Origin of the sequence: Thermophilibacter provencensis, from assembly GCF_900128445.1 — a bacterium.
GTDB classification, from domain to species: domain Bacteria; phylum Actinomycetota; class Coriobacteriia; order Coriobacteriales; family Atopobiaceae; genus Thermophilibacter; species Thermophilibacter provencensis.
Genome location: NZ_LT671417.1, coordinates 2,368,416 through 2,392,659, shown reverse-complemented (window position 1 = coordinate 2,392,659; position 24,244 = coordinate 2,368,416). Strand labels below are relative to the sequence as shown.

Here is a 24,244-nt window from a genome sequence, read left to right as displayed (position 1 = left end):
AGGAGGTCAGGGGATGGATTTCCGAGCCTTTTTCAGGGACGTCGTCAAGGTGAGCGACGAGGAGCTTCTCGACGTCCTGTCACATAACGCGAGGCACCGCGAGCTCTTCAAGGGAGATTCCGTGGTCCGCTCCGGGGAGCCGCAGACCGAGGTCGGGTTTCTCGTCAAGGGCATCGTGAGAAGCTTCTCTGTGGACGCGGACGGCCACGACATCACCGACTGCATCCTGTTCATGCCGGGCTCCGTGCTCGTGCCGAGCGTGGAGCTCGAGGGGCCCTCGTCCTCGACCGTCGAGATGCTCTCGGACGGCGAGGTGGTATATCTGGGCATCGCCCTCATAAAGGGGCTCCTCGAGACCAGCCTGCCGGCAAACCACCTGTTCATCCGCATCGTCAGCGAGGCGTGGCACATGCACTGGGAGACGCGCCGGGTGGTGTCGCAGCTCCGCTCTCGCGACCGCTACCTGTGGTTCCTCAGGCGCTATCCGGGCGTCGTGGGCAAGGTCCCCAACCGCTACGTGGCGTCGCTGCTCGGCATGACGCCGGTGACGCTCTCGCGCCTGCGCACGGAGCTGAGAAACGAGGGCGTGGTCCAGTAGGGGAGGGCGCCGGGAGGCGTCTACGCGCCGAGAAGGACGCGCACGTCCGCGACGATGCCCTCTGCGGTCATCCCGCAGCTCTCGAGGAGCGCGGAGGGGTCGTAGCGGTCCGCAAAGGCGCGCGGCAGCCCGTAGCAGCGCACGCGCACGTCGTCGCAGGAGAGGGCGCGTGCCACGCGCTCGCCAAAGCCCCCGTCGAGGACGCCGTCCTCGATTGTGACGATGGCGTCGTGGCCGGCCGCGAGCCGCCCCAGCAGGTCCTCGTCGACCGTCGTGGCGAGGCGGGGGTTGACGAGGGTGGCGTCTATGCCGCATGCCGCGAGCTTGTCGGCGACCTGCTCGCCGAGGGGGAAGAGGTCTCCGAGGGCGAGCAGCGCGACGCGCGAGCCCCTCCGCACGACCTCGGCCCCGCGCGCGTAGCCCCCCGCGGGGCGCGAGAAGTCCGGGCGCGACGCCGCGCCCGCAACCGGGACGCGGATGGCGACGGGGCCCTCCGCGCGGTCGAGCGCCCATGCGAGCATGTCGAGGTACTCCTCGGGGCAGGTGGGCGCGAGATAGGGCAGGCCCGGCATGGCGCCGAGCATGGGGATGTCGAAGAAGCCGAGGTGCGTGGCGTCCGTGGTGCCATAGGCCGACGCGCCGAAGACGAGGATGACGGCGCGCGCCGCGTTGAGGCAGAGGTCGTGCCACAGCTCGTCATAGGCACGCTGCAGGAAGGTCGAGTAGATTCCGAGCACGGGGGTGGCGCCAGCGCGGGCGAGCCCCGTCACGTACGTCACGGCATGCTCCTCGGCAATGCCCACGTCCACGAACTGACGGCCTGCCCGGGCGCGCAGCTCGGGCGTGAAGCCCATGATGTAGGGGGTCGCCGCGCTCACGGCAACGAAGCCCGGGTCGCCCGCCATGCGCTCCGTGAGGAAGGAGGCCGTGATCTGGGCGTAGTCCGGGCCACCGCCCTGGCTCAGCGGAGAGCCGGAGGAGAGGTCGAACGGCGCGGCGTGATGCCACCCCTCGGGGTCCTCGAGGGCGGGGGCGTAGCCGTGGCCCTTCTCGGTGTGGACGTGCAGCACGACGGGGTGGTCGACGCCCGCGAGCTCGGCGAGCGCCTTCTCGAGCGCCCGCTCGTCGTGGCCGTCCTCAAGGTAGCGGTAGTCCAGCCCGAGCGCGGTGAAGGGGTTGCGCGGCGAGGCGCCGCCCGTGGCGCGCAGCTCCGCGAGCGCCCCGTAGATGCCGCCGTGGTTGGGCGCGATCGACCACTCGTTGTCGTTCACGACGATGATGAGGCCGCTCGTGAGGGAGGCGGCGTTGTCGAGCCCCTCGAAGGCGAGTCCGCCGGAGAGCGCGCCGTCGCCGATGACTGCCACCACCGCGTACTTCTCGCCGGCAAGCTCGCGCGCAGCGGCGAGGCCGCAGGCGAGGCTCACCGAGGTCGAGGTGTGCCCCATCGCAAACAGGTCATGCTCGGACTCCCCGGGGCTCGAGAAGCCCGAGACGTCCTCGTAGTGGGCCGGGTCAAGAAACGCGGCGGCGCGGCCGGTGAGCATCTTGTGCGGGTAGGTCTGGTGCGAGACGTCGAAGACGATCTTGTCGCGCGGGCTCTCAAAGACGCGGTGCAGCGCCACGGTGAGCTCGACGACCGAGAGGTTCGGTCCCACGTGCCCGCCCACGACCGCGGAGCTCTTCAGGATGGCGGAGCGAATCTCGTCGCAGAGGGGGCCGAGCGCCTCTGCGGGCAGGGCGCGCAGGTCCTCGGGGGAGTCGATGCGCTCAAGATACATGATACCCCCTCCCATCCGCGTTCGACCGTGCCAGAGATTTCTAGGTTCTCACATTTTGATGCCAGAGTTGTGTCGCGCCTGCGGAAAACTGCGGGCCTGGGTGGGTTTTCGCCGCCCGTGGCCCCGGCGTGCCAAAACGACTAAAATGTGCATACCACTGCGCCGAGATGGGAGCTTGCCATGGCACACATCGTCATCACCGCCGAGACGGGCTGCGACGTCCCCGCCGCCGAGGCGGCCGAGCTGGGGGTCGTGCTCGTTCCCATGCACGTCACCGTGGGGAGCCGGACCATCGACGACGGGGAGATCTCCCCGGCCGAGATGCTCGAGCAGTGCCGCCAGCTCGGCGTGCTCCCCAAGACGAGCGGCTGCACCCCGCATGACTTCGAGGTGGCCTTCGACCGCATCCACGACGAGCGCCCCGACGCGCAGATCCTGCACATCGCCTACTCGGCCGTCACGACCTGCTCCCTCGAGTCCGCCCTCGCGGCGGCCGAGACGCGCGACTACGTGACCGCCGTCGACACCCGCCACGTGACCATCGGCCAGGGCCTCGTGGTGCGCGAGACGGCCCGCTGGGTGCGCGAGCACCCCGAGGCGGGCGTCGACGAGGCGCGCGCCTACGTCGAGGACCTCTCCGCGCGCGTGCGCATGGCGTTTCTTCCCGGCGACCTCGGCTACCTGCGCGCCGGCGGCCGCCTCTCCAACGTGGCGTTCCTGGGCGCCACCCTCCTCAAGATCAAGCCCGTCGTCGAGCTGCTCGAGGGCAGGCTCGTGGCCACCAAGAAGCTGCGCGGCTCGATGGCGGCGGCATCCGTCCGCCTCGTCGACTACCTCGCGCTGCGCGAGGACTTCGACCCCGCGCGCATCGTCTTCGTGAAGTCGCCGGGCCTCCCCGACCAGGTGCGCGAGCTCGTGAGCGAGCATGTGCGCGAGCTGGGCTTCGCCGAGGTGGAGTGGTACGAGACCGGGGACGTCATCACGTCGCACTGCGGCCCCGGCGCGCTCGGCGTGGCGTTTGCCGTGAGGGCGCGGGCATAGCCCCGGCGGGCCCTAGACCAGCTCAACGAGGTTGCGCGGCCGCTCGCCGCGCGCGAGCCGCCCCAGGTTCTCCGCAGCGATCCCCACGATGTTGTCCAGCGTGACGGGCAGGTGGTACCAGCCCGAGACGTGCGGCGTCACGAGCGCGCCGGGCACGTCCCAGAGCGGGTGGCCGGCGGGCAGCGGCTCCGGGTCCGTGACGTCGAGCGCCGCCCCGGCAAGATGGCCCGCCTCGAGCGCCGCGACCAAGTCGTCCGTCACCACGAGGTCCCCGCGCCCGCCGTTGACGAAGTACGACCCACGCCGCATCGCCGAGAAGAACCGAGCGTCGGCGAGCCCTCTCGTCTCGGGCGTGCTCGGCAGGAACGACGCGACCACGTCCGCCTGGGGCAGGAGCTCCGGGAGGCCCGCCATCGGGGACACGGCCTCGAAGGGCGGCTCGGCCGGCCGCGCCGAGCGCCGAACGCCCGTGGCGCGCGCCCCGAGCGCCGCGCAGAGCGAGGCGAAGTGCGTCCCGATGTCGCCCGTTCCGAGCACGAGCACCCGCGCGTCGCGAAGCGAGGTCACCACGCCCTCGTCCGCCCAGCGGTGCGCGCGCTGGTCGTCGCGGTAGGCGGGGAGGCGCTTCATCAGCGAGAGCAGCATCGCGAGCATGTGCTCGGAGACGGCCTGGCCGTAGGCGCCCGAGGCCGAGGCGAGCATCGCCCCATCGGGCAGCGTCCCTGCGGCGACGTAGTTGTCGAACCCGGCGGAGTTGAGCTGCAGCAGGCGCAGGCTCCTCGCCTCGCCGAGCCGCTCGGGCGGGAGGTTGCCCACGATGACGTCCGCCCGCCCGACGGCGTCCGCAGGGGCGTCGGGCGTCGTGGCATAGGAGAAGCGCGCCCCGGGCGCGGCGGCCTCGAGCCGGGCGCGCTGGGCGTCATCCACGGGCAGCAGCACGAGCACGTTCATGGGCTTCCCCTCCCTTGGCGCCGCGGGCGCGCGTCCTTCTCGGCCCTTCTCGCCATTCTAGGCCATGGGGCGCGGGCCTCCGTCGAGTTTGCGCGCGCAAGCGTTGCGCATTTTTCATCCCCCAAAACAAGGCTGGCAGCGTTTGCGCAGCTCAGAGGCATGATGATTTGCGCTGCTCCCAGAGCTCCTGCCGAGTTAGCACGAGCAAGCGCGAAGGGGCCGCGCCGGGGCGGGCGCAAACGCTACAATGGCGTGCGAGTGGAGCTGCGAGGGGAGAAGCGCGCATGAACCTTGATGAGCTGGAGATTGGCAAGGATGCCGTGGTGGCGTCGGTGGACTGTGACGAGCCGTCGCTGCGCCAGCACATCCTGGACATGGGCCTCACGCCGGGCGTGGAGGTCACGCTCATGAAGCGCGCCCCCATGGGGGACCCGCTCGAGATTCGCCTGCGCGGCTACGAGCTCACGCTTCGCCGGGACGACGCCGCGCACATCGCGCTCACGCAGGTGCACGACATGCACGACGCCCCGCGCGGCCGCGAGCGCCTGGAGGCGGCCGTTCACCCCGCCATTGGCGAGAGGTACGCGCCGCGCGCGGCCGGCAAGGCAATCCCCGAGGGGCGCCCGCTCAAGCTGGCCCTGGCCGGCAACCAGAACTGTGGCAAGACCACGCTCTTCAACGCGCTCACGGGCTCCAACCAGCACGTGGGAAACTTCCCCGGCGTCACCGTGGACCGCAAGGACGGGCAGGTCAAGGGCCATCCCGAGGCCACGGTCACGGACCTGCCCGGCATCTACTCGCTCAGCCCGTACACGAGCGAGGAGGTGGTGAGCCGTCGCTTCATCCTCGAGGACGGCCCGGACGCGATCATCGACATCGTTGACGCCACCAACATCGAGCGCAACCTCTACCTCACGCTCCAGCTCATGGAGCTCGACCGGCCGATGGTGCTCGCCCTCAACATGATGGACGAGCTCACGGCCAACGGCGGCACGGTGAGCGTGAACCGCCTGGAGGCGGCGCTCGGCATCCCCGTGGTCCCCATCTCCGCGGCGCGCGAGGAGGGCATCTCCGAGCTCGTGGAGCACGTGCTGCACGTGGCGCGCTTCCGCGAGCACCCGGGCCGCGTGGACTTCTGCGCGGCGGACGGCCCGGACCACGGCGCCCTGCACCGCTGCATACACGGCATCTGCCACATCATCGAGGACCACGCCGCCGCGGCCAACCTTCCCGTGCGCTTTGCGGCGACCAAGCTCATCGAGGGCGACCAGCTCGTGATGCGCGCCCTGGGGCTGGACCAGAACGAGCTCGACGCCGTCGAGCACATCATCAGCCAGATGGAGGGCGAGTCCGGCCGCGACCGCATGGCGGCGCTTGCCGACATGCGCTTCTCGTTCATCGAGGGCGTCTGCGCCGAGTGCGTGGTCAAGCCGCGCGAGAGCCGCGAGCATGCGCGCTCGGTGGCGGCCGACCGCATCCTCACGGGCAAGTACACGGCCATCCCCGTGTTCGTCGGGATCATGGCGCTCGTCTTCTGGCTCACCTTCGACGTCATCGGCCAGCGGCTCTCCGACCTTCTCGCCGCAGGCATTGACTGGGTGACGGCGCAGGTCGACGCCGCGCTCACGGCATTTGGCCTCAACCCCGTGGTGCACAGCCTCGTGATCGACGGCGTCTTTGCAGGCGTGGGCTCGGTTCTCTCCTTCCTCCCGATCATCGTGGTGCTCTTCATCCTGCTCTCGATTCTCGAGGACTCCGGCTACATGGCGCGCGTGGCCTTCGTGATGGACAAGCTGCTGCGGCGCCTGGGGCTCTCCGGGCGCAGCTTCGTGCCGATGCTCATCGGCTTTGGCTGCTCGGTGCCCGCCATCATGGCCACGCGCACCCTGCCCTCCGAGCACGACCGCAAGATGACGGTCATGCTCACGCCGTTCATGAGCTGCTCGGCCAAGGTGCCGGTCTACGCGCTCTTCTCGGCCGCGTTCTTCCCGGAGTGCGCGCCGCTCGTGACGATCGCCCTCTACCTCATGGGCATCGTGGTGGGCATTCTCGTGGCGCTCGTGCTCAAGGGGACGGCCTTCAAGGGCGACCCGGTGCCCTTTGTGATGGAGCTTCCCAACTACCGCATGCCCGCCCCGCGCACCGTGGCGCGCCTGGCCTGGGACAAGGCCAAGGGCTTTGCCACCAAGGCGTTCACGATCATCTTCGTGGCGAGCGTGGTGATCTGGTTCCTGCAGACCTTCGACGTGCGCCTCAACGTGGTGTCCGACCAGTCGCAGAGCATGCTCGCGGCGCTCGGCGCGCTGCTGGCCCCGCTCTTCGCGCCGCTCGGCTTTGGCAACTGGCGCGCGGCGGCGGCCCTGGCGGCCGGCTTCGGCGCCAAGGAGAACGTCGTGGCCACGCTGACCGTCCTCATGGGCGGGTCCACGGCGGCGCTGCCCGAGCTCTTCTCGCCGCTCACCGCCTTCGCGTTCCTCACGTTCACGCTGCTTTACACGCCATGCGTGGCCGCGGTGTCCGCGGTGAGGGCCGAGCTGGGGACAAAGATGATGTGGGCCGTCGTCGCCATGCAGTGCGGCGTCGCGTGGGTCGTGGCGCTGGTGGTGCGCCTGGCGGGGACGGCGCTCGGCCTGGCGTAGCGCCCCGTCCCGCGCCCCGCGCCGCTTTCGGCCCGCGCCGCCCCGCCCCGTTCTGTCCCCGTTCCGCAATGTACAGAAGTTCGGCCCCACGTGGCGCCTCCGGGCGTCGGTGGGGCCGAACTTCTGTACATTGCCGTGACGTCGCGCCCGGCAGCGCACGGTGACGGGCTCGCGCGGCGGCGAATGGGTACACAAATGCTATGGCGCCGCTTACGCGCTTCTGACGCGCGCGGCGTAGCGTGGTCATCCCAACGACAAGGAGCAGAGATGACAGACGAGAAGAACCCCGCGGGCCACGTCTCCGCGCCCACCCCCGAGGAGCCCCTCGGGCAGACCTACCACCGCGGCCCCGTGATCATGCGCGGCCCCATGATCCCCGCCGACACGACCACCGGCAACCTCCTCGCCCCGGAGGGCTCCACGGACTGGCTGCACATGGACCCGTGGCGCGTGCTGCGCATCCAGGCGGAGTTCGTTGACGGCTTCGGCGCGCTCGCGGAGCTGGGCCCCGCCGTGACCGTCTTTGGCTCGGCGCGCACGCCGCGCACCGACCCGATGTATCGCGCCGCGCGCCACGTGGGCAGAAAGCTCGCCGAGGCGGGCGTGGCCGTGATCACCGGCGGCGGCCCGGGCATCATGGAGGCCGCCAACAGCGGGGCGGCCAGGGCCGGCGGCAAGTCCGTGGGCCTGGGAATCGAGCTCCCGCACGAGCAGGGCATCAACAAGTGGGTCAACCTGGGCATGACCTTCCGCTACTTCTTCGTCCGCAAGACGATGTTCGTCAAGTACTCGGGCGGGGCGATCGTCTTCCCGGGCGGCTTCGGCACGCTCGACGAGGCCTTCGAGCTGCTCACCCTCGTCCAGACGCACAAGGTGGCGCGCGTCCCCGTGGTGCTCTTCGGCTCCGAGTACTGGGGCGGCCTCATGGACTGGCTCGAGGGGACCGTCCGCGAGGCGGGAAACATCTCGCCCCTCGACCCCGACCTCGTCCAGGTGACCGACGACGAGGACGAGGCCGTGCGCGTGGCCCTCTCCGAGCTGCGGAGCTAGGTCCCGCCCACGCGCCGCCGCATGGCGAGGCGCGGCGCGAATCTTACCAAAGCGTCACCCGACAGTAAGTCCAATCGATTGGTCCCGTCCTTCTGAGCTGCAAGAATGGAGTCACCCTCCCAGGAGCGGGCACGCAGGCGACTCGGCGTGCCCGGTCCCTGGGGGAGGGGTGGCAGCGAGGAGGGGAGGCACCATGATCAAGAGGATGTCCGAGAAGGCCGTTCTTCTCGGTTGCCTGGTAACCTCGACGCTTCTGGGCAGCCTCGCGCTTGCGATGCTCGTCCACGCGGCTACGCTCTAGGTCCGCCGAGCCCCGGTCTCGGCCGCATCTGCCTCCCCGGCTGGCTCTGTAAGGGCGGCGCAAGCATCGGGCAAGGGTTCTCGCGGAGGCCTCCCGGCGATGCCCGCGGGTGGCAAGATGGACGTGGGGAGGTGCGCATTGGGCGAGAAGAACCGGCGTGACGTCGCGGATCGCGACCTGAGGGCAAGAAGGGCGCTCGTCATCGGCGCGCTCGTGACGGTGGCGATCGCGCTCGCGGCCATGTGCCTGCGCTGGGCCCCCGATGCCTATGCCTGGGCGAGCGACCCCGCTGCGGTGCGGTCCTTCGTTGCGGAGCACGCGATCCTCTCGCGGCTCGTCATCGGCGGCGCGAACGCGCTTCAGATCGCGCTCGCCTTCCTCCCGGGAGAGCCCGTCGAGCTGGCGAGCGGATACGCCTTCGGCTTCTGGGAGGGCACGCTCGTGTGCATGGCCGCGAGCGCCGTCGCGTCGAGCGCCATCTTCTGGGCGGTGCGCCGCTGGGGATGGTCGCTCGTGGGCGTCTTCTTCGACCGCTCCCACCTCGAGCGTTTCTCGTGGCTGCGCGACGCCCGGCGGCTCGAGCTCGTCATGCTCGTCGTCTTTCTCATCCCGGGGACGCCCAAGGACTTCCTCACGTACTTTGCGGGGCTTACGGACATGCGCTTTGGGGCGGTGCTGGGCATCACCACGCTCGGCCGCATCCCCTCCATCGTGACGTCAACGGTTGCCGCGTCCGCCCTGGGGAACGGGAACTACGGGGTCGCCGCCGCGTCCATCGTCGTGGCGGTGGCGCTTGCCGCCGCGGGAGGGCTGCTCTATCGCCGCTTTGAGTCCCTCGCCCGCTCGTGACCTGACAAAGGTGACAGGGTCGTCTGTCATGTTTTTCATGACAGACGACCCTGTCACCTTTGTCAGGTCTCATGCTGCCTTGGCAGAGTGACGGGCTCTGCGGGCTACTCGGCGAGGAGCGCCTCCACGTCAGCGCGCTCCGGCATCGCGGGGATGGCGCCGCGCCTGCGGACGCACAGGGACGCGACGGCGTTTCCCAGGCGCGCGAAGCTCGCGGCATCCTCGACGGTGACCTCTCCCGCAGCCTTGCCGCTCTCGCAGAAGCCCGCGAGGAAGCCGCCCCAGAAGGAGTCGCCCGCGCCCGTGGCGTCCACGGCATCGGCGGGGAAGCCGGCGACCTCGGCGCCGCCGCCGGCGCAGCGCACGTACGCTCCGCCCGCGCCGAGCGTCACGGCAACGACCTTGGGACCGCGTCCCAGCAGCGCGGCGGCCGCGGCCTCCGGGTCCTTCTCTCCCGTGAGCAGCTCGCACTCCTCGTCGGAGATCTTCATGAGGTCCATCTGCGGCACCACGGCGCGCATCTGCTCCACGGCGGCCTCGACCGAGGGCCAGAGGTTCGCGCGGTAGTTGGGGTCGTACGAGAGGGTGCAGCCGGCCTCGCGCGCGCAGGCGAGCGCGGCGAGCGTGGCGGAGCGGGCCGGCTCGTCGGTGAGCGAGAGCGAGCCCACGTGGAAGACGCGCGAGGCGGCGATCACGTCGCGCGCCAGCTCCCCCTCCGTGAGGCGCGTGTCCGCGCCGGGCTTGCGCGCGAAGGAGAACTCGCGCTCGCCGTCCGGGGAGAGCGCAACGAACGCCAGCGTGGTGAAGGCGTCCGGGTCGCTGATCAGGCCCGTGGTGTCGATGCCGTTGGCCTCGAGCGTGGCGCGCAGGAACTCGCCGTGCATGTCGCAGCCCACCTTGCCGAGAAACGCCGTCTTGTGGCCGAGCTTCTCCAGGGCCACGAGCACGTTGGCGGGCGCGCCGCCGGCGTTGCGCTCGAACAGCTGCTGGCCGCCCTCGGACGTGCCGGCGTCGGTGAAGTCGATGAGGAGCTCTCCCAGTGCGCTGACAGAGAACATGTTGGATCCTTTCGTTTGCGGAATCGATTCCATGCCCATTATCGCCCGTCGGGAAAGCCCGTGCCGCCTGCCTCGCGCCCTTCTCGGCCAACGGCGGCGCGCGCGGCGCGGGGAGCGCCGCCGGGGCGGGGCCACCCACAGAAGGGCCCCGCCGGTGGGGGAGACCGGCGGGGCCAGGAGGGGATGGACGCGCCAGGAGGCTAGCGCGTCACGCGGATGATCGGGCTGCCGGCGGTGACGGGACCGTCCTCGCGCGGCTGGACGGAGGCGAAGTCGTCGGTGTTGGTCACGATGACGAAGACCGTGTCCTGCTTTCCCGCCGCGGCGACCTTGGCCTTGGAGAAGGTCACGATGGGGTCTCCCGCCGTCACGCGGGCGTCCTGCTGGACGTGGCAGGTCAGGCCGTCACCGGCCATCTCCACCGTGTCGATGCCCACGTGCACGAGTACCTCGGAGCCGTCGTCGGCGAGGATGCCCACGGCGTGCGGCATGGCGGAGAGCACGGTGCCGGAGACCGGCGAGAAGACCGTCTCCTCGGCGGGGCTCACGGCGACGCCGGCGCCCATCGCCCCGGAGGAGAACACGGGGTCGGCGGTCTCGGAGAGCTGGACCACGGAGCCGGTGACGGGGGAGCAGACGGTGCCGCGCTCGTACTCGGTCTGGACGGGCGCGAGCTCGGGCGCGCCCTCCTCGGCATCAGGCCGGTAGGTGACGAACTCGACGACGAAGGCCAGGACCGCCGAGACGAGCGAGGCGACGATCGCGAAGACCATGTGGGAGATCCCGGCGCCGCCGGGGGTCTCGTCGATGAAGTTGAGCAGGTTGAAGACGCCGAGCCCGCCCGAGATGTACATGAGGGCGCCCGTCATCCCCACGATGGCGCCGCCCACGGCGGAGCTCAGGCACGCCACGACGAACGCGCGCTTGTTGGGGAGGGCGACGCCGTAGATGCCCGGCTCGGTGACGCCGAAGAAGAACGCGGAGATCATCGCGGGGAGGGCGATGCCGCGGAAGCGCTCGTCCCTGTTCCTGAGGTACATGGCGAAGATGACCGCGCCGAGCGCGAACCCGTGCCCGATGGTGGCGGCGAGCACGTAGTCGTGGCCGAGGGTGTTCAGGTTCATGATGGAGATGGGGATGAGGCTCCAGTGGAAGCCAAAGATGACGAGGCACATCCAGAGCCCGCCGACCAGGGCGCTGCCCAGGACCGCGCCCACCACGGGGAGCTGGAAGATGAACGAGAACGCCGCGCTCAGCAGGTTGGTGATGAGGGTGGCCACCGGGCCGATGACGAGGTAGCCCAGGACGATGGAGACCGTCATCGTGGCGAGCGGGACGAGGAACATCTTGAGCGCCGCCGGCATCCAGCCCTTGAGCCAGCGCTCCACGAGCGAGCCGAACCACACCATGAGAAGGACGGGAATCACCGAGCTCGCGTAGCCCGAGGCGGGCATGATGATGGGGATCCCGAGGGCGGTCGCGTACCACGAGAACGTGCCGGCGACGCCGAGGTCGATGCTGCCGAGGACCTCGCCCGAGGTCAGGGCGACCATCGTCGGGTAGACGAGCGCCACGCCTATCGCCACGCCGGTGAACTCGTTCATGCGGAACTTGCGCGCGGCGCTGAACGCCAGGGCGACGGGGAGGAAGTAGAAGAAGCCGTCCGCCACGGTGTAGAGCAGCGTGTAGAGGCCGTCGTTGGCAAAGTCCGGGACGAAGTAGGTGAAGAGGGCGAGAAGCCCCTTCATGATGCCCGCGGCGGCGAGCGGTCCCAGGATGGGCTGGAAGATGCCCGAGATGAGGTCGATGATGACCGACGCCACGGTCTTCTCGCCCTCAGGCTCATCCTCGGCGGCGCTGCCGCCGCCCGCAAGCCCGCCGGCCTCCAGGACCGCGTCGTAGACGTCCTCCACGATGTTGCCCACGACCACCTGGTACTGGCCGTTGGCCTGGATGACCTGGATGACGCCCTTCAGGGCCTCGATCTTGGGCGTGTTGGCGCGCGACTCGTCCTTGAGCTTGAAGCGCACGCGCGTGATGCAGTGCGCGACGCTCGTGACGTTCTCGGCGCCGCCCACGTTCTCGAGTATGGACCTGGCCAGATCGTCGTACTTTCCTGCCATGAGTCTCTCCTTAGGGATGTTGCCCGGGCGGCTAGCCCAGGTCGCCTCCGTTGGTGGCGATGACCTGTCGGTACCAGTAGAAGCTCTTCTTGCGCCTGCGCTCGAGCGTGCCGCGCCCCAGGTTGTCGCGGTCGACGTAGATGAAGCCGTAGCGCTTCTCCATCTCGCCGGAGCCTGCGCTCACGAGGTCGATTGGCCCCCAGGTGGTGTAGCCGAGCATCTCGACGCCGTCCTGCTCGATGGCGTCGCGCATGGCCTCGATGTGCTCGCGCAGGTAGGCGATGCGGTAGTCGTCCTCGATCGTGCCGTCGGGGAGCACCTCGTCATGGGCGCCGAGGCCGTTCTCGACCACGAAGAGCGGCTTCTGGTAGCGGTCCCAGAGGTCGTTGATCGTGATGCGGAAGCCCAGTGGGTCGATGACCCAGCCCCAGTCGCTCTTGCGCACGTAGGGGTTCTCCACGCCGGCGAAGGCGTTCCCCTCGGCGATGCCGCCCACGGAGTCGGGGTCGCCCGCGGCGCAGCGCGAGGAGTAGTAGCTGAACGAGACGAAGTCGACGGTGTTCTCGGCGAGGATGCGCTCGTCCTCGGCGGTCATGCCCACGTCGATGCCCTCGCGCTCGAGCATCCTGAGGGCGTAGCCGGGATAGCGGCCGCGCGCCTGCACGTCCACGAAGAAGAAGTCCTCCTGGTTCTTGAGCTGCGCGGCGCGGACGTCCTCGGGACGGCAGGAGTAGGGGTAGTAGCTTCCCGCGGCGAGCATGCAGCCCACCTTGTTCTCGGGGTCGACCTCGTGGGCGATCTTGGTGGCCCAGGCGCTCGCCACGAGCTCGTTGTGCGCGGCGCGGTACTCCGCTTCGCGGGGGTTCTCGTCGGGCTCGAGCACGATGCCGGCGCCCATGAAGGGACGGTGCAAGATCATGTTCATCTCGTTGAACGTGATCCACCAGCGCACGAGGCCGCGGTAGCGGTTGAAGAGCACCGTCACGAGCCGCTTGTAGAGGTCGATGAGCGTGCGGCTGCGCCAGGCGCCGTACTTCTCGACGAGGTGGATGGGGCAGTCGAAGTGCGTGATGGTCACGAGGGGCTCGATCCCGTGCTCGCGGCAGCAGCGGAACACGTCCTCGTAGAAGGCGAGCCCGGCCTCGTTGGGCTCCTCCTCGTCGCCGTTGGGGAAGATCCGGCTCCAGGCGATGGAGAGGCGAAAGACCTTGAAGCCCATCTCCGCGAAGAGGGCTATGTCCTCGCGGTAGCGGTGGTAGAAGTCGATGCCCGTCTGGGCCGGGTAGTAGTACCCGGGCTCGAAGTCGAGCATGCGCCTCAGGCCGCGGCTCACGTCGTTGCGCTCCGGCCCGTGCGGGATGACGTCGACGTTGGCAAGGCCGCGGCCGCCCTCGTCATAGCCTCCCTCGCATTGGTTGGCGGCGGTGGCCCCTCCCCACAGGAACCCTTCTGGAAACGGCATGGTGCCTCCTTCTCTCTGGCGCCCCCACCTTCGCGGGGGGCGCTGTGCCACGTCTTGCGGTCTCGCGCGCCGGGCCCTCGGGCCCTCCCCCTGGAACGCGCGGAGCCGCTCACGAAGGGATGACTGCTAGCTGGCTGCCTGGCCCGCGGCGGCGCGACGGGCCGCCCTGCCGCCGAGCAGGGAGGGCAGCTGCGCCAGGCACACGCCGGCGAGGATGATGGCGACGCCCAGCCACTCGACGACGCCGAGCGGCTCGCCGAGGACGATCATGGCGATGAGCAGGCCGGCGGGGAGCTCCGCGGCGGCCATGACGGTGGAGAGGCCCGCGGGCAGGTGCGGGGAGCCCATGCCGAAGAGCAGGACCGGGCAGAGCAGGCCGAAGAACCCGGCGATGACGGCAAAGGGGAGGATGCCCTGGACGAGGACGCCCGAGACCAGGTAGTCGGGGCAGACCGTGAGCGACATGACCACGGAGCCCGCGCACACGATGACGCCGCGCTGCTCGCTGGAGCAGGGGGCCTCGACCTTGCCGGAGAGGGTGACGAAGAGGGAGCAGGACACGGCCGCCCCCAGCGCGCAGAGCAGGGCCACGGGGTCGTACCCGGCGATGCCGGTCTTGTAGACGCCGCTCGCGAAGACCGTTCCGAAGACGATGACCAGGGCGGAGACGACTTGGACGGCCTTGGGCGGCCGGCGCGTCATGATGGTCTGCCACACGAGCCCGAGCCACGTGAACTGGAAGAGCAGCGTGAGCGCCACCGGGGCGGGCAGCACGCTCATGGCGTAGCAGTAGAGGATCGAGGTGAAGCAGGTGAGGGCTCCCAGGCCCATGAGCTTGAGCGCGAGCCTCCAGCCCACGTGCTGCCAGCGGTGGCCGAGCGCGCGCCCCGCGAGCGTGGCGAGGGCGAAGAAGAGGCAGCCGAACCACGCCTGGCTCGCCACCACCTGCGCCGAGGTGAAGCCCGCGGCGTAGGCGAGCTTGTACGTCGTGGCCATGGCGCCGTAGCAGGCGCCTCCCGCGAACACCTGAAGTGCCGCCTTGGCCTGCCCGGAGGCCGCGGCGCCCTGCGTCCCGGCAGCCTGCCGCTCGATCGTCGTCTCTGCCATCATGCTCCCTTCCGCCCGCCTGAGCGGGCACACGTGTCGTGCGTCTGCCTCTCGCAGTCGGAAGGTGGGGTTCGTCCGGCCCTGCCGCGGTGCTCTCGGCACCAAAAAACCACGCAACCGACTACTCGGTTGCGTGGCGAAAAGGTGGCTAGCGCCCAGAAAAGTCCACGCGTTTTTAGACGCGGACAGCGTACTACGGCGGCGTGGCGACGTCAAGGGAGCTGAAGAAAAAACTCCCTGCTACATAACGCCGTCTTGCCCTGCGGGCGGGTACGTCCCGGACATCCCGTCGCCCATCTCCCAGGCGGTGACGCCGTCTACGCCGGAGGCCGCGAGCGAGAGGGCGGGGGAGCGGGGGAACCAGCGCGTGGAGAGCACGAGCGCCCCCTCGTTGACGTAGACCTCGACGGCCGAGCTGTCGACAAGGACGCGCAGGTCGCGGACGTCCCCGCAGCGCGCGGCGCGCTCGGTGCGGCCGCATCCCACGGCGTCGTCCGCAAAGCGCAGGCAGACCGCGCCGTCCCCCCAGCCAATCGAGAGCGCCCCGTCGAGGGCGAGCTCGCCTCGGGCGTGCGGATGTTCCGCCACCACGTCCGCGCGGTGGCGGGGCAGCTCGAGCGCGCCCGCAGCGCCCGCGAGCTCGTGCCGCGCGCCGCGCAGCCCCTCGAGCTCGCGGGCGGGCCACTGACGCAGCCCGCCGTCCGCGCCTGCCGTGACCTCGCGCGGCACCGTGAGGCAGTGGCACCAGGTGAGCCCCTCCGGCGCGCTCCCGTAGGGGGCCTCGGGAAGCCCCATCCAGCCCACGAGCAGCGTGCGGCCGGACTCGTCCACGAAGGTCTGCGGCGCGTAGAAGTCGAAGCCGTGGTCCCAGAGGCGGAAGCGGCCCTCGTCCACCACAAGCTCGCCCGCGCGCGCGAGGCTCGCCCCCTCCGGCAGCGGGACGTAGCCCGCCACATCACGCTGCCCGAAGGACCAGGGCCGGCCCTCCATGCCCTGCGGGCAGAGCGAGAGCCACGTGCGCCCGGCGAGCGCCACGCGGTCCGGGCACTCCCACATGAAGCCGAACGTCTCCCGCGGGCGCACCGTGCCCGTGCCCTCCCAGGCCACGCCGTCGCCCGAGCGCAGCACGAGCGCAAGCCCCCGGTCGTCGAGGTCGCGCGCCCCGAGGAGCATCCACCACGAGCCGCCCTCGCGCCAGACCTTGGGGTCGCGTACGTGGCACGAGCAGAACGCGGGGTAGTCGGCGTTTCTCAGCAGCACGTCCTTCTTGCCGAGCGCGAGGCCTCCGGGTGCGGCGGGGTCCGCCTCGGCCTCAATGAGGATCTGCGCGGAGCGGCGCCCCGCGCGCACGTAGTCGAAGTCTCCCGGCTCCTTGGCGTTACCGGTGTAGTAGAGGCGCACCCCGCCCTCGAAGGGGACGGCGCAGCCCGAGTAGGCGCCCGAGGCCTCGTCGGGCGTGTCCGGCGCGATGGCGAAGCCGCTGCCCCCGCCCTGCCAGTGGACGAGGTCGTGGCTCCAGAGGTGCCCCCACCCGCGCGCCGCGCCGGGCATGGGCCAGTCGGGGCTGTACTGATGGAACACGTGGTAGGTGCCGCCCAGCTGGCAGAGGCCGTTGGGGTCGTTGAGCCAGCCGACGGGCGGCATGAGGTGAAAGCCCATTCTCCATAGATCGTGTGACATGATGGCTCCCGAGTGTGAGGGGGGCGGCCCGTCCGGCGCGGGCCGCCCCGTGCGAGGAGGGACGGTTAGGAGAGCTCGACGAGGCTCTCGCCGGCGCGCACGGCCATGCCGACATGCGGCGCGACCGTGGCGTAGGCATCGGCGTTGGTCACGATGACCGGGGTCACCGGGTCGAGCCCCGCGGCGCGGATGGCGTCGAGGTCGACGTCCATGAGGAGCTGCCCGGCCTCCACGTGATCGCCCACCTTGACGTGCGCGGCGAAGGGCTTGCCCTCGAGCGTCACGGTGTCGATCCCGATGTGCATGAGTACCTCGGCGCCCGCGTCCGTGGTCATGCCGAGGGCGTGGCCGGTCTCGGCGAGCACGGTGACGGTGCCCGCGGCAGGGGCGACGAGCCTTCCCTCGGTGGGGCGGACGGCGGCGCCGGTGCCCATGGCCTCGCTCGCGAAGACGGGGTCGGGGACCTCGGTCATCCTGATTGCGGCGCCCGTCATCGGGGCGAGAAGGACCTCTGCTCGCATGGCGGGCGCGGCGTCGGTCACGGTTGCGACGGCGGCGTCGGCAGCGGCGGCGGAGAGGGCCGCGGCGTTGGCGGCGTCAGTGGCGGGCGCGGAGACGGAGGCCTGGACGACGGGCTTCTCGGCGGGGGTCGCGGCCTCGGGGTCCTTGTAGAGCGCGTAGGAGATGGCGAAGGCCACGACTCCGGAGATGGCGAACATGATCACGTACTGCACGGGCTGGCTGAGGCAGAGCAGGATGCCAAAGATGCCGGTGACGCCGGTGCCCGCCGCGGCGAGCCCCACGATGGAGGCGAACATGGCGCCCAGGCCACCGCCGATGCAGCCGGCCACGAAGGGTTTGAAGAAGCGCAGGTTGACGCCGAAGATGGCGGGCTCGGTGATTCCCATGAAGGCGGAGAGCGAGGAGGGGAGGGCGAGCGAGCGGACCTTGACATCCTTGGTCTTGAGGGCCACGGCGAGGGCGGCGCCGGCCTGGCCGATGTTGGCGGCGCTGGCGAGTGGCAGCCAGTAGGTGACGCCGTAGGTGGCGATCTGGCCGAGGTCGATCGTGGTGTACATCTGATGGATGCCGGTGACCACGGTGGGGGCGTAGAGCGCGCCCATGATGAGCGAGCCCAGGCCGAGCGGCAGCGTGAGCAGGAACTGGATGCCGCCGAGGATGGCGTTCTCGGCCCACACGAAGATGGGCCCGACGGCGAGCATGGTGACGTAGGCGGTCGCGGCAACGGAGACGAGCGGCGTCACGAAGAGGTCGAAGGCCTCGGGCACCACCCTGTGCAGGCGCTTCTCGATGAAGGCGAGGATGCCGCAGGCGATGACGATGGGAATGACGTGGCCCTGGTAGCCGGTCCATTCGATGGAGTAGAGGCCGGGGATGACGGGATAGGTCTGGAGCACGCCCTCGGTGGCCACCGTGTTGGCGTTCTGGAGGCCCGGGTTGATGAGCAGCATGCCCACGACCGCGCCGAGGTAGGGGTTGGCGCCAAATGCCTTGGCCGCGGAGAAGCCGATGAGGATCTGCAGGAACGTGAACGCCGTGTTGGAGACGAGGTTCAGGATCTGATACCAGGCGTTGTTGGTGTCAAGCGCGATGAATCCGTTGGCGTCCATGAAGGAGAGCGCGCTCATGATGCCCAGCAGCAGGCCGGAGGCCACGATCGCCGGGATGATGGGCACGAAGACGTCCCCCAGGAGCTTGATCGCGCGCATGAAGGGGTTGGTCTGCTGCTGCGCGGCGGCCTCCTTCACCTCCGCCTTGGTGGCGGCCGTGATGTGGCCGAGCGCGATGAACTCGTCGTATACCTTGTTCACCGTGCCCGTGCCGTAGATGACCTGCAGCTGGCCGGACGCCTTGAAGTTGCCCTTGGCGCCGGCCGCATTGTCCACGGCCGCCTGGTCCACCTTCGCGTCGTCCGCGAGCACCAGGCGCAGGCGCGTGGCGCAGTGCGCCGCCGAGACCACGTTGCCCGGGCCGCCTATGGCGTCCAGGATCTCCTGAGCCGCCTGCCGATAGTCGAGTGCCATGTGACCACCTTTTTCTCCGCCTCATCATACCACGTGAGAACGTTCCCATATGGAATCGTTCTCACAATACGGCGAGAAAAACGTGCGAGCGGGGAGATGTCGCCAACGGCATGGAATTGTCGGTGAACGGTGGTTTGGCCGAGCATGCCCCCGCGCACGGATCGCGGTCGCGTCGGGGCGCTTCCGTGCGCGGGGGCATGCTCGACCGCACGTCCTTCTCGTCACGCTTGCGGGCGCTCGGGCTGGTACGTCGCTGCGAGGGGGGTCGTGGCAATCTGGCGCGCCCGCGCGTTGCGCGGGGCCATGGCGCGCGGTCTACCGCGTGGAGTTCCTCGCCACCACCTCGTAGTCCATCTTGACCTTGCGCGCCACGTACTCCTCGCCGGTCATGAAGCCCACGAGCATCCGGGCGGTCTGCGCGCCGGAGGACTTGTAGTGAAGGTGCACCGTGGTCAGCGTCGGCGTGACGATCTGGGAGATCTCGGAGTCGTCCATGCCCGTCACCACCACGTCCTCGGGGACGCGGTGGCCGTACTCGCGCAGGCAGGTGAGGGCGCCGTAGGCGATGGAGTCGGTGGCGCACACGATGCCGTCGAGCTCGGGGTAGGTCTCGAGCAGGGCCTCCGCCTGCTCGTATCCGGAGTCAACGGTGAACTCCGCGATGCGCATCGCGCGCTCGGGCACCTCCACGCCGGCCTCGGCGCATGCGGCGAGAAACCCCTGGCGGCGCATCCGCCCGACGGCGACGTCCTCCTCGAAGACGCCGATGTAGGCCGGACGCCTGGCGGAGCGCAGCGCGATCGAGGCGACCTCCCGCATGCCCTCGTAGTCGTTCTGGAAGACGCACGAGCGGAAGTCCACGTCCTGGTCGAGCACCACGATGGGCACGGGAAGGGAGGAGATCGCCTCCCGATGCTCCTCGGTGATGACGGTGGCGATAAGGATGACGCCGTCAACCTGGTTCTTCTCAGAGAAGAGGCGCAGGAAGTCCACCTCGCGCGAGGCGTTGTTGTCCGTGTTGGCAAGCAGCACCTGGTAGCCGGCGGCGTTGAGCACGGGCGTGATGCCCGCGACCATCCGGCTCACCGAGGCGGAGTTGATCTTGGGGATGATGATCCCCACGACGTTGGTCTTGCCCGTGCGCAGGGTCTTGGCGTGCTGGGAAGGCACGTAGCCGGTCTTCTCGATGACGCGGCGGATGGCGGCGCGCTTCTCCTGGCTGACGTAGCCGTCGTTGAGATAGCGCGAGACCGTCGCCCGCGAGACGCCTGCCATCTGCGCGATCTGGTTGATGTCCATCCTGGGGGACTCCCTTCAACGTAACGAGTGTAGCGCGGGCGGGACCCTTCTCACCAAACACCCACGAGAGGGCAGACTGAGGCCGCAGGCGGCGCCTCGGGGCGCTATGCTCGTGTCATGGTAGGCTACGAGCACATAGTCCATGAGTTCGATCCGGTGTTCGACGAGCGCTCCCGCGTTCTCGTGCTGGGCTCGCTCCCCTCGGCGCTCTCGCGCGAGAACCGCTTCTACTACGGCAACCCGCGCAACCGCTTCTGGCGGGTGATTGCTGCGTGCGCGGGCGAGCCCGTCCCGGCGGACGGCGACGTCGCGGCCAAGCGCTCGCTGCTGCTGCGCCACGGCATCGCGCTCTGGGACGTCATCGAGAGCTGCGACATCCGTGGGTCGTCGGACGCCTCCATCAAGAACGTGGTCCCGGCCGACGTCCCCCGCGTCCTGCGCGCGGCGCCCGTCGAGGCCGTGCTCTGCAACGGCGGCACGGCGGGGCGGCTCTATCGTCGCTGGCTGGAGCCCGCGTGCGGCCTCTCGGCGCGGGTGCTGCCGTCCACGAGCCCCGCCAACGCCGCGTGGTCGCTCGACCGTCTCGTCGCGCGGTGGAGAGAGGAGCTCGACGGGCTGCTGGGCTGACGGCCGGACGTTCTTGTCGCCTTGGCCCCGCACGGCAGGTCTGCGGGGCCAAGGCGACAAGAACGCCGGGCGCCCGACTCCCCGCGCTAGAACGTCCGCGTGATCTGCCGGATGGCCCCGGCGGCGGTGTCCTCGTCCGGCCCGCTCACGGTCACGACCACGTGCTCGCCCGTGCGCACGCCGAGCATCAGGAGCTGCATGAGCTGCTTGGCGTCCACGACGCGCCCCGCGTGCTCCAGGGTGACGTCGCTCCTCCAGCGCTCGGCCTCGCTCGCCAGCAGGACGGCGAGCTGGATGTGCAGGCCCAGCGGGTCTGTGATGTCGCAGGGTATCTCGTGCATGGGGCGTCCTCTCGGGGGGCGGGGGAAACGGGCCGCCTTGCCCCCACACGATAGCCCTCAACCCTCGCCGAGGGAGAGGGGCTTTCGGCGCGTGGCGAGAAAACCCGCGCAAATGGGGGCGGCCTTCCGAGCGGAGGGAGATGGCGTTACGTCAACTCCGCTTTGAGGAGGGGGCGCATGTTCTCCGTCCGAAATGCCCCTGTGACAAACTAGCCATATATCGCTGATGTATCTCCAGCTCTCGGCAGCGCATTCTCCGGGGAGGCCCGTTCGTGAACATAAAGCAGCTCAGATACGTCGTGGCGATCCTCGCTACGGGGAGCTTCTCTGCCGCTGCCGAGCGTGAGGGCGTCTCCGTCCAGGCAGTCTCCAAGGCCATGTCCGAGCTCGAGGGGAGGACGGGCGCCCCGCTCTTCAACCGCGCGAGCTCCGGGGTGACGCCCACGCCACTCGGCCGCGCCTTCGGCGCCCGTGCCAAGCGGGTGCTCGCGGAGTACGACGCGCTCGTAAGCTTCGCCCGGTCAAGCGCTCGCGAGGCCGGCGTCTCGCGCGCCCTGCGCCTCGGTCTCTGCGTGCCCAGGTTCCCTGGCATCGAGCGCATCTGCACGATGATCAGCGTCGTGGCCGGCCGCGCCCTCGGATGCGAGGTCGACGTCGTGCTCACGACCTGCTCGGCCTGCATCGACGAGCTCAGGGAGGGGCGCTTCGACGCCCTCGTGACGGTCGGATCGCTGAAGGAGCGGGGCGTCGTCACGGGGAGCCTCGGCACGATGTCCCCCTACGTGGTTATGGCGGGGTCCAACCCGCTCGCCAAGAAGAGCGAGCTCACGCTCGAGGACATCAACGCGTGCCCCGTCGCCCTCGCGCCGGAGTTCGACCACTTCAACGAGTCCGTCTGCCGCGCCTACGCGGCGCACGGCATGACCTCGGAGCTCGTCGAGATTCCCACGCTCGAGTCGTACGGCGACCTGATGGAGCACAGAAACGGCCTCTCGCTCATCGTGGGAGGAGAGTTCATCGGCCCCTTCGACGGCTGCGTCATGAGGCCGATCGCGCAGAAGGACCGGCTTGCGATCCCCATCTGCCTCTCCTCGCTCAAGGGGGCGAGCTTCAGCTACCTCGAGCTCAGCCGCGCCCTCTCCAAGATGAAGATCCTCTCCTAGGACCTGACAGATTGCCCTGGCACCTCTGTCATGATGACAATGGTGCCAGGGCAATCTGTCAGGTTTGGCGTCTACGCGAGGTACCAGACGAAGCCCCAGGCGGGCAGCTGGAAGGTCTCGAAGCCCATGGTCTCGCCCGTGAGCAGGTTGGTGTATTCGGCGCAGGCCGGCATCCAGACGGTCTTCTCGGCGTCGCAGAAGTTGAAGACCGCGTTGAGCGTGCGGCCCCCGGCGCTCCGGCGGATCCAGAGGATCGAGGGGTCGCTGTAGTCGACGATGCCCACCTCCGCGTCGGCGTCGAAGACGTCCTCGCGCCGGCGGATGGCCTCGAGCTCGCCGAGCGCGTCGAAGATGCGCTCCTGGACGCTGCCCTTCTCGTCAACGCGGTCGACGAGCGACCAGTCGAAGCGGCCGCGATGGATGTAGCGCGAGTCGTCGGCCTTCTCGGGGTCGTCCTTGTAGGCGTAGTCGTTCACCTGGGCCACCTCGTCGCCGCTGTAGATGATCGGCAGGCCGGACTGCGCGAGCAGGTAGGCGTGGAGCATGACGTCCTTGCGGATGGCGACCTCCATCGCCTCCTCGTCGCCCTCGAAGCCCGCCGCCTCGATGCCGCACATGGAGGCCGTGGTGGCGCAGAAGCGGGCGTCGCCGGTCACCGGGTCGGCGTTGTAGAGCTCGCCGCGCGAGGTGCTGCCCGGCACGCGGCCCTGGAAGTAGTCGTTGAGGTAGCGCTTGTGCGGAACCTCCTCCATGCCCCAGGTGCTGAGTGTGGCGTAGTCGAGGCCCCAGCCGATGTCGTCGTGGCATCGCAGGTAGTTGAGGAAGGTGTACTGGCTGGGCAGGCCGCACACGGCGTCGAGCTGCGAGCGCAGCAGGCGCGTGTCGCGGCACGCCACCGAGTTCCAGGTGGTGGCCATCGTCGTGACGTTGTAGAGCATGTGGCACTCGGGCTTCTCCACGGTCCCGAAGTAGGGGACCACCTCCACCGGCGCCATGACCACCTCGCCCAGGAGCACGATGCCGGGGCACACGATCTCGCCGATCATGCGCATCATGCGCACGATGGTGTGGACCTGGGGGAGGTTGCGGCAGTTGGTGCCGAGCTGCTTCCAGATGTAGGGCACGGCGTCGATGCGGATGATGTCCATGCCCTGGTTGGCCAGGTAGAGGAAGTTGTACATCATCTCGTTGAAGACGCGCGGGTTGCGATAGTTGAGGTCCCACTGGTAGGGGTAGAACTGCGTCATCACGGACTGGCCCAGCTCCGGCAGGTAGGTGAAGTGGCCGGGCGCCGTGGTGGGGAAGACCTGCGGCACGTCGCGGGTGTACTGGTCGATCACCGCCTGGTTGCCCTCGAAGAAGTACCGGCTCATGTACTCGCCCTCGCCGGCGCGGGCCCGCCGCGCCCACTCGTGCTCCTCCGAGGTGTGGTTCATGACGAAGTCCATGCAGAGGCTGATGCCGCGCTCGTGGCACTTCCCCGCGAGGTGGGCGAGGTCCTCCATCGTCCCGAGCTCGGGCTTGACGCGACGGAAGTCCTTGACGGCGTAGCCGCCGTCCGAGCGGCTCCTGTCCGCGGGGGTGTCGAGGAACGGCATGAGGTGGAGGTAGTTCACGCCCACGCGCTCGAGGTAGTCCAGGCGGTCCTCCACGCCCCTGATGTTCCCGGCGAAGTTGTCGATGTACATCTGCATGCCGAGCATGTCGCGGCTGCGGTACCACTCGCCGGCGGCCTCGCGCTCGGCGTCGAGGGCGCGCAGCCGCTCGGAGCGTGCGTCGTAGTAGGCCCGCATCTGATCGAGCAGCTCGGCGAACATGTCGCCGTTGTCGTAGAGCTCCATGTAGAGCCAGCGGAGCTCGTCGTGGTGGCGGGCCAGGCGCTCCTGGAAGACGGCGTCGGCCCTCACGCGCTCCGCCCCGCCGACGCGTGGCGCGGCGACGGCCTTCCGCGTCCTTCTCGCGGCGGTCTTCTTGGCGGGGCCCTTCCTGCTGGCCTTCTCCGTCATGGCGGTTCCTTTCGCTCTCCGTATGCTCCCGGACGCATTGTAGCGGCGTTCCCGCCTGGGGATGGGAACGATTCCGTAGACGTAGCCAATGAGGGGTGGGAACGTTCCCTCACGCGCGCTCCACGT

General features: G+C 69.5%; 18 protein-coding genes. 7 read left to right on the top strand and 11 right to left on the bottom strand.

The features are described 5' to 3' along the window. Positions 1-13 precede the first annotated feature (13 nt). Complete coding sequence (locus BQ7391_RS10790; RefSeq protein WP_075280614.1) at positions 14-598, top strand: Crp/Fnr family transcriptional regulator; 585 nt, start codon at positions 14-16, stop codon at positions 596-598. A gap of 20 nt (positions 599-618) precedes the next feature. Here BQ7391_RS10790 and BQ7391_RS10785 read toward each other — a convergent pair whose 3' ends face one another. After that, positions 619-2,376 (bottom strand): 1-deoxy-D-xylulose-5-phosphate synthase, encoded by a 1,758-nt coding sequence (locus BQ7391_RS10785; RefSeq protein WP_075280613.1) that lies wholly within the window; start codon positions 2,374-2,376, stop codon positions 619-621. Between the two features lie 180 nt (positions 2,377-2,556). Between BQ7391_RS10785 and BQ7391_RS10780 the strand changes: the two genes are divergently transcribed. Then, positions 2,557-3,417 (top strand): DegV family protein, encoded by an 861-nt coding sequence (locus BQ7391_RS10780; protein ID WP_075280612.1) that lies wholly within the window; start codon positions 2,557-2,559, stop codon positions 3,415-3,417. A gap of 12 nt (positions 3,418-3,429) precedes the next feature. On the opposite strand, the gene BQ7391_RS10775 is transcribed toward BQ7391_RS10780, so the two are convergent. Next, entirely contained in the window at positions 3,430-4,368 is a 939-nt protein-coding gene (locus BQ7391_RS10775) for a D-2-hydroxyacid dehydrogenase (protein ID WP_075280611.1), read from the bottom strand. Between the two features lie 284 nt (positions 4,369-4,652). Between BQ7391_RS10775 and feoB the strand changes: the two genes are divergently transcribed. The 3 genes from feoB to BQ7391_RS10760 all read left to right on the top strand — a co-directional run bounded on the left by feoB (position 4,653) and on the right by BQ7391_RS10760 (position 9,207). Next, complete coding sequence (feoB, locus tag BQ7391_RS10770; protein ID WP_075280610.1) at positions 4,653-7,007, top strand: ferrous iron transport protein B; 2,355 nt, start codon at positions 4,653-4,655, stop codon at positions 7,005-7,007. A gap of 267 nt (positions 7,008-7,274) precedes the next feature. Then, complete coding sequence (locus tag BQ7391_RS10765) at positions 7,275-8,057, top strand: LOG family protein (RefSeq protein ID WP_075280609.1); 783 nt, start codon at positions 7,275-7,277, stop codon at positions 8,055-8,057. A gap of 439 nt (positions 8,058-8,496) precedes the next feature. Continuing rightward, the gene (locus tag BQ7391_RS10760) at positions 8,497-9,207 is read left to right on the top strand and encodes a TVP38/TMEM64 family protein (protein WP_235858668.1); all 711 of its coding nucleotides are present in this window, start codon (positions 8,497-8,499) and stop codon (positions 9,205-9,207) included. A gap of 104 nt (positions 9,208-9,311) precedes the next feature. Here BQ7391_RS10760 and BQ7391_RS10755 read toward each other — a convergent pair whose 3' ends face one another. The 7 genes from BQ7391_RS10755 to BQ7391_RS10725 form a co-directional block, all read right to left on the bottom strand. Then, positions 9,312-10,265 carry a carbohydrate kinase family protein gene (locus BQ7391_RS10755; RefSeq protein WP_075280608.1) on the bottom strand — a complete coding sequence of 318 codons (954 nt, stop codon included), beginning with the start codon at positions 10,263-10,265 and terminating at the stop codon, positions 9,312-9,314. Positions 10,266-10,465: 200 nt separating this feature from the next. Further along, a complete protein-coding gene (locus BQ7391_RS10750) occupies positions 10,466-12,388 on the bottom strand; it encodes a glucose PTS transporter subunit IIA (RefSeq protein ID WP_075280607.1) in 1,923 nt (640 codons plus the stop codon). A gap of 31 nt (positions 12,389-12,419) precedes the next feature. Continuing rightward, positions 12,420-13,850, bottom strand: a complete 1,431-nt coding sequence (locus BQ7391_RS10745; RefSeq protein ID WP_075280606.1) for a 6-phospho-beta-glucosidase — start codon at positions 13,848-13,850, stop codon at positions 12,420-12,422. Positions 13,851-13,976: 126 nt separating this feature from the next. Further along, positions 13,977-14,957, bottom strand: a complete 981-nt coding sequence (locus BQ7391_RS10740; protein ID WP_235858667.1) for a DMT family transporter — start codon at positions 14,955-14,957, stop codon at positions 13,977-13,979. A 240-nt stretch (positions 14,958-15,197) separates the two neighbouring features. Further along, positions 15,198-16,637, bottom strand: a complete 1,440-nt coding sequence (locus BQ7391_RS10735) for a glycoside hydrolase family 32 protein (protein ID WP_075280605.1) — start codon at positions 16,635-16,637, stop codon at positions 15,198-15,200. A gap of 65 nt (positions 16,638-16,702) precedes the next feature. Continuing rightward, positions 16,703-18,682, bottom strand: coding sequence for a PTS sucrose transporter subunit IIABC (locus BQ7391_RS10730; protein ID WP_075280604.1), 1,980 nt, complete (start codon positions 18,680-18,682; stop codon positions 16,703-16,705). Between the two features lie 315 nt (positions 18,683-18,997). Further along, positions 18,998-19,981, bottom strand: coding sequence for a LacI family DNA-binding transcriptional regulator (locus BQ7391_RS10725; RefSeq protein ID WP_075280603.1), 984 nt, complete (start codon positions 19,979-19,981; stop codon positions 18,998-19,000). Between the two features lie 117 nt (positions 19,982-20,098). On the opposite strand from BQ7391_RS10725, the gene BQ7391_RS10720 reads away from it, so the two are divergent. Further along, positions 20,099-20,608 carry a DNA-deoxyinosine glycosylase gene (locus tag BQ7391_RS10720; protein ID WP_075280602.1) on the top strand — a complete coding sequence of 170 codons (510 nt, stop codon included), beginning with the start codon at positions 20,099-20,101 and terminating at the stop codon, positions 20,606-20,608. A gap of 86 nt (positions 20,609-20,694) precedes the next feature. Here the strand turns inward: BQ7391_RS10720 and BQ7391_RS10715 are convergent, their stop codons facing one another. Further along, a complete protein-coding gene (locus BQ7391_RS10715) occupies positions 20,695-20,949 on the bottom strand; it encodes an HPr family phosphocarrier protein (RefSeq protein ID WP_075280601.1) in 255 nt (84 codons plus the stop codon). Between the two features lie 272 nt (positions 20,950-21,221). On the opposite strand from BQ7391_RS10715, the gene BQ7391_RS10710 reads away from it, so the two are divergent. Further along, on the top strand, positions 21,222-22,112 hold the full coding sequence (locus BQ7391_RS10710) for a LysR family transcriptional regulator (RefSeq protein ID WP_075280600.1): 891 nt from the start codon (positions 21,222-21,224) through the stop codon (positions 22,110-22,112). 71 nt (positions 22,113-22,183) lie between these two features. Here the strand turns inward: BQ7391_RS10710 and BQ7391_RS10705 are convergent, their stop codons facing one another. Beyond that, positions 22,184-24,118: an alpha-amylase family protein gene (locus BQ7391_RS10705; protein WP_083662202.1), complete on the bottom strand. Its 1,935-nt coding sequence runs from the start codon at positions 24,116-24,118 to the stop codon at positions 22,184-22,186. Positions 24,119-24,244: the final 126 nt, after the last annotated feature.

Excerpts from the sequence above, each read along its gene's own strand:
- BQ7391_RS10790 (WP_075280614.1), top strand. The coding sequence starts at position 14 with ATGGATTTCCGAGCCTTTTTCAGGGACGTCGTCAAGGTGAGCGACGAG.
- BQ7391_RS10705 (WP_083662202.1), bottom strand. The coding sequence starts at position 24,118 with ATGACGGAGAAGGCCAGCAGGAAGGGCCCCGCCAAGAAGACCGCCGCG.
- BQ7391_RS10715 (WP_075280601.1), bottom strand. The coding sequence starts at position 20,949 with ATGCACGAGATACCCTGCGACATCACAGACCCGCTGGGCCTGCACATC.
- BQ7391_RS10725 (WP_075280603.1), bottom strand. The coding sequence starts at position 19,981 with ATGGACATCAACCAGATCGCGCAGATGGCAGGCGTCTCGCGGGCGACG.
- BQ7391_RS10780 (WP_075280612.1), top strand. The coding sequence starts at position 2,557 with ATGGCACACATCGTCATCACCGCCGAGACGGGCTGCGACGTCCCCGCC.
- BQ7391_RS10740 (WP_235858667.1), bottom strand. The coding sequence starts at position 14,957 with ATGGCAGAGACGACGATCGAGCGGCAGGCTGCCGGGACGCAGGGCGCC.
- BQ7391_RS10720 (WP_075280602.1), top strand. The coding sequence starts at position 20,099 with ATGGTAGGCTACGAGCACATAGTCCATGAGTTCGATCCGGTGTTCGAC.
- BQ7391_RS10755 (WP_075280608.1), bottom strand. The coding sequence starts at position 10,265 with ATGTTCTCTGTCAGCGCACTGGGAGAGCTCCTCATCGACTTCACCGAC.
- BQ7391_RS10775 (WP_075280611.1), bottom strand. The coding sequence starts at position 4,368 with ATGAACGTGCTCGTGCTGCTGCCCGTGGATGACGCCCAGCGCGCCCGG.
- BQ7391_RS10730 (WP_075280604.1), bottom strand. The coding sequence starts at position 18,682 with ATGGCACTCGACTATCGGCAGGCGGCTCAGGAGATCCTGGACGCCATA.
- feoB (WP_075280610.1), top strand. The coding sequence starts at position 4,653 with ATGAACCTTGATGAGCTGGAGATTGGCAAGGATGCCGTGGTGGCGTCG.
- BQ7391_RS10785 (WP_075280613.1), bottom strand. The coding sequence starts at position 2,376 with ATGTATCTTGAGCGCATCGACTCCCCCGAGGACCTGCGCGCCCTGCCC.
- BQ7391_RS10765 (WP_075280609.1), top strand. The coding sequence starts at position 7,275 with ATGACAGACGAGAAGAACCCCGCGGGCCACGTCTCCGCGCCCACCCCC.
- BQ7391_RS10735 (WP_075280605.1), bottom strand. The coding sequence starts at position 16,637 with ATGTCACACGATCTATGGAGAATGGGCTTTCACCTCATGCCGCCCGTC.
- BQ7391_RS10745 (WP_075280606.1), bottom strand. The coding sequence starts at position 13,850 with ATGCCGTTTCCAGAAGGGTTCCTGTGGGGAGGGGCCACCGCCGCCAAC.
- BQ7391_RS10750 (WP_075280607.1), bottom strand. The coding sequence starts at position 12,388 with ATGGCAGGAAAGTACGACGATCTGGCCAGGTCCATACTCGAGAACGTG.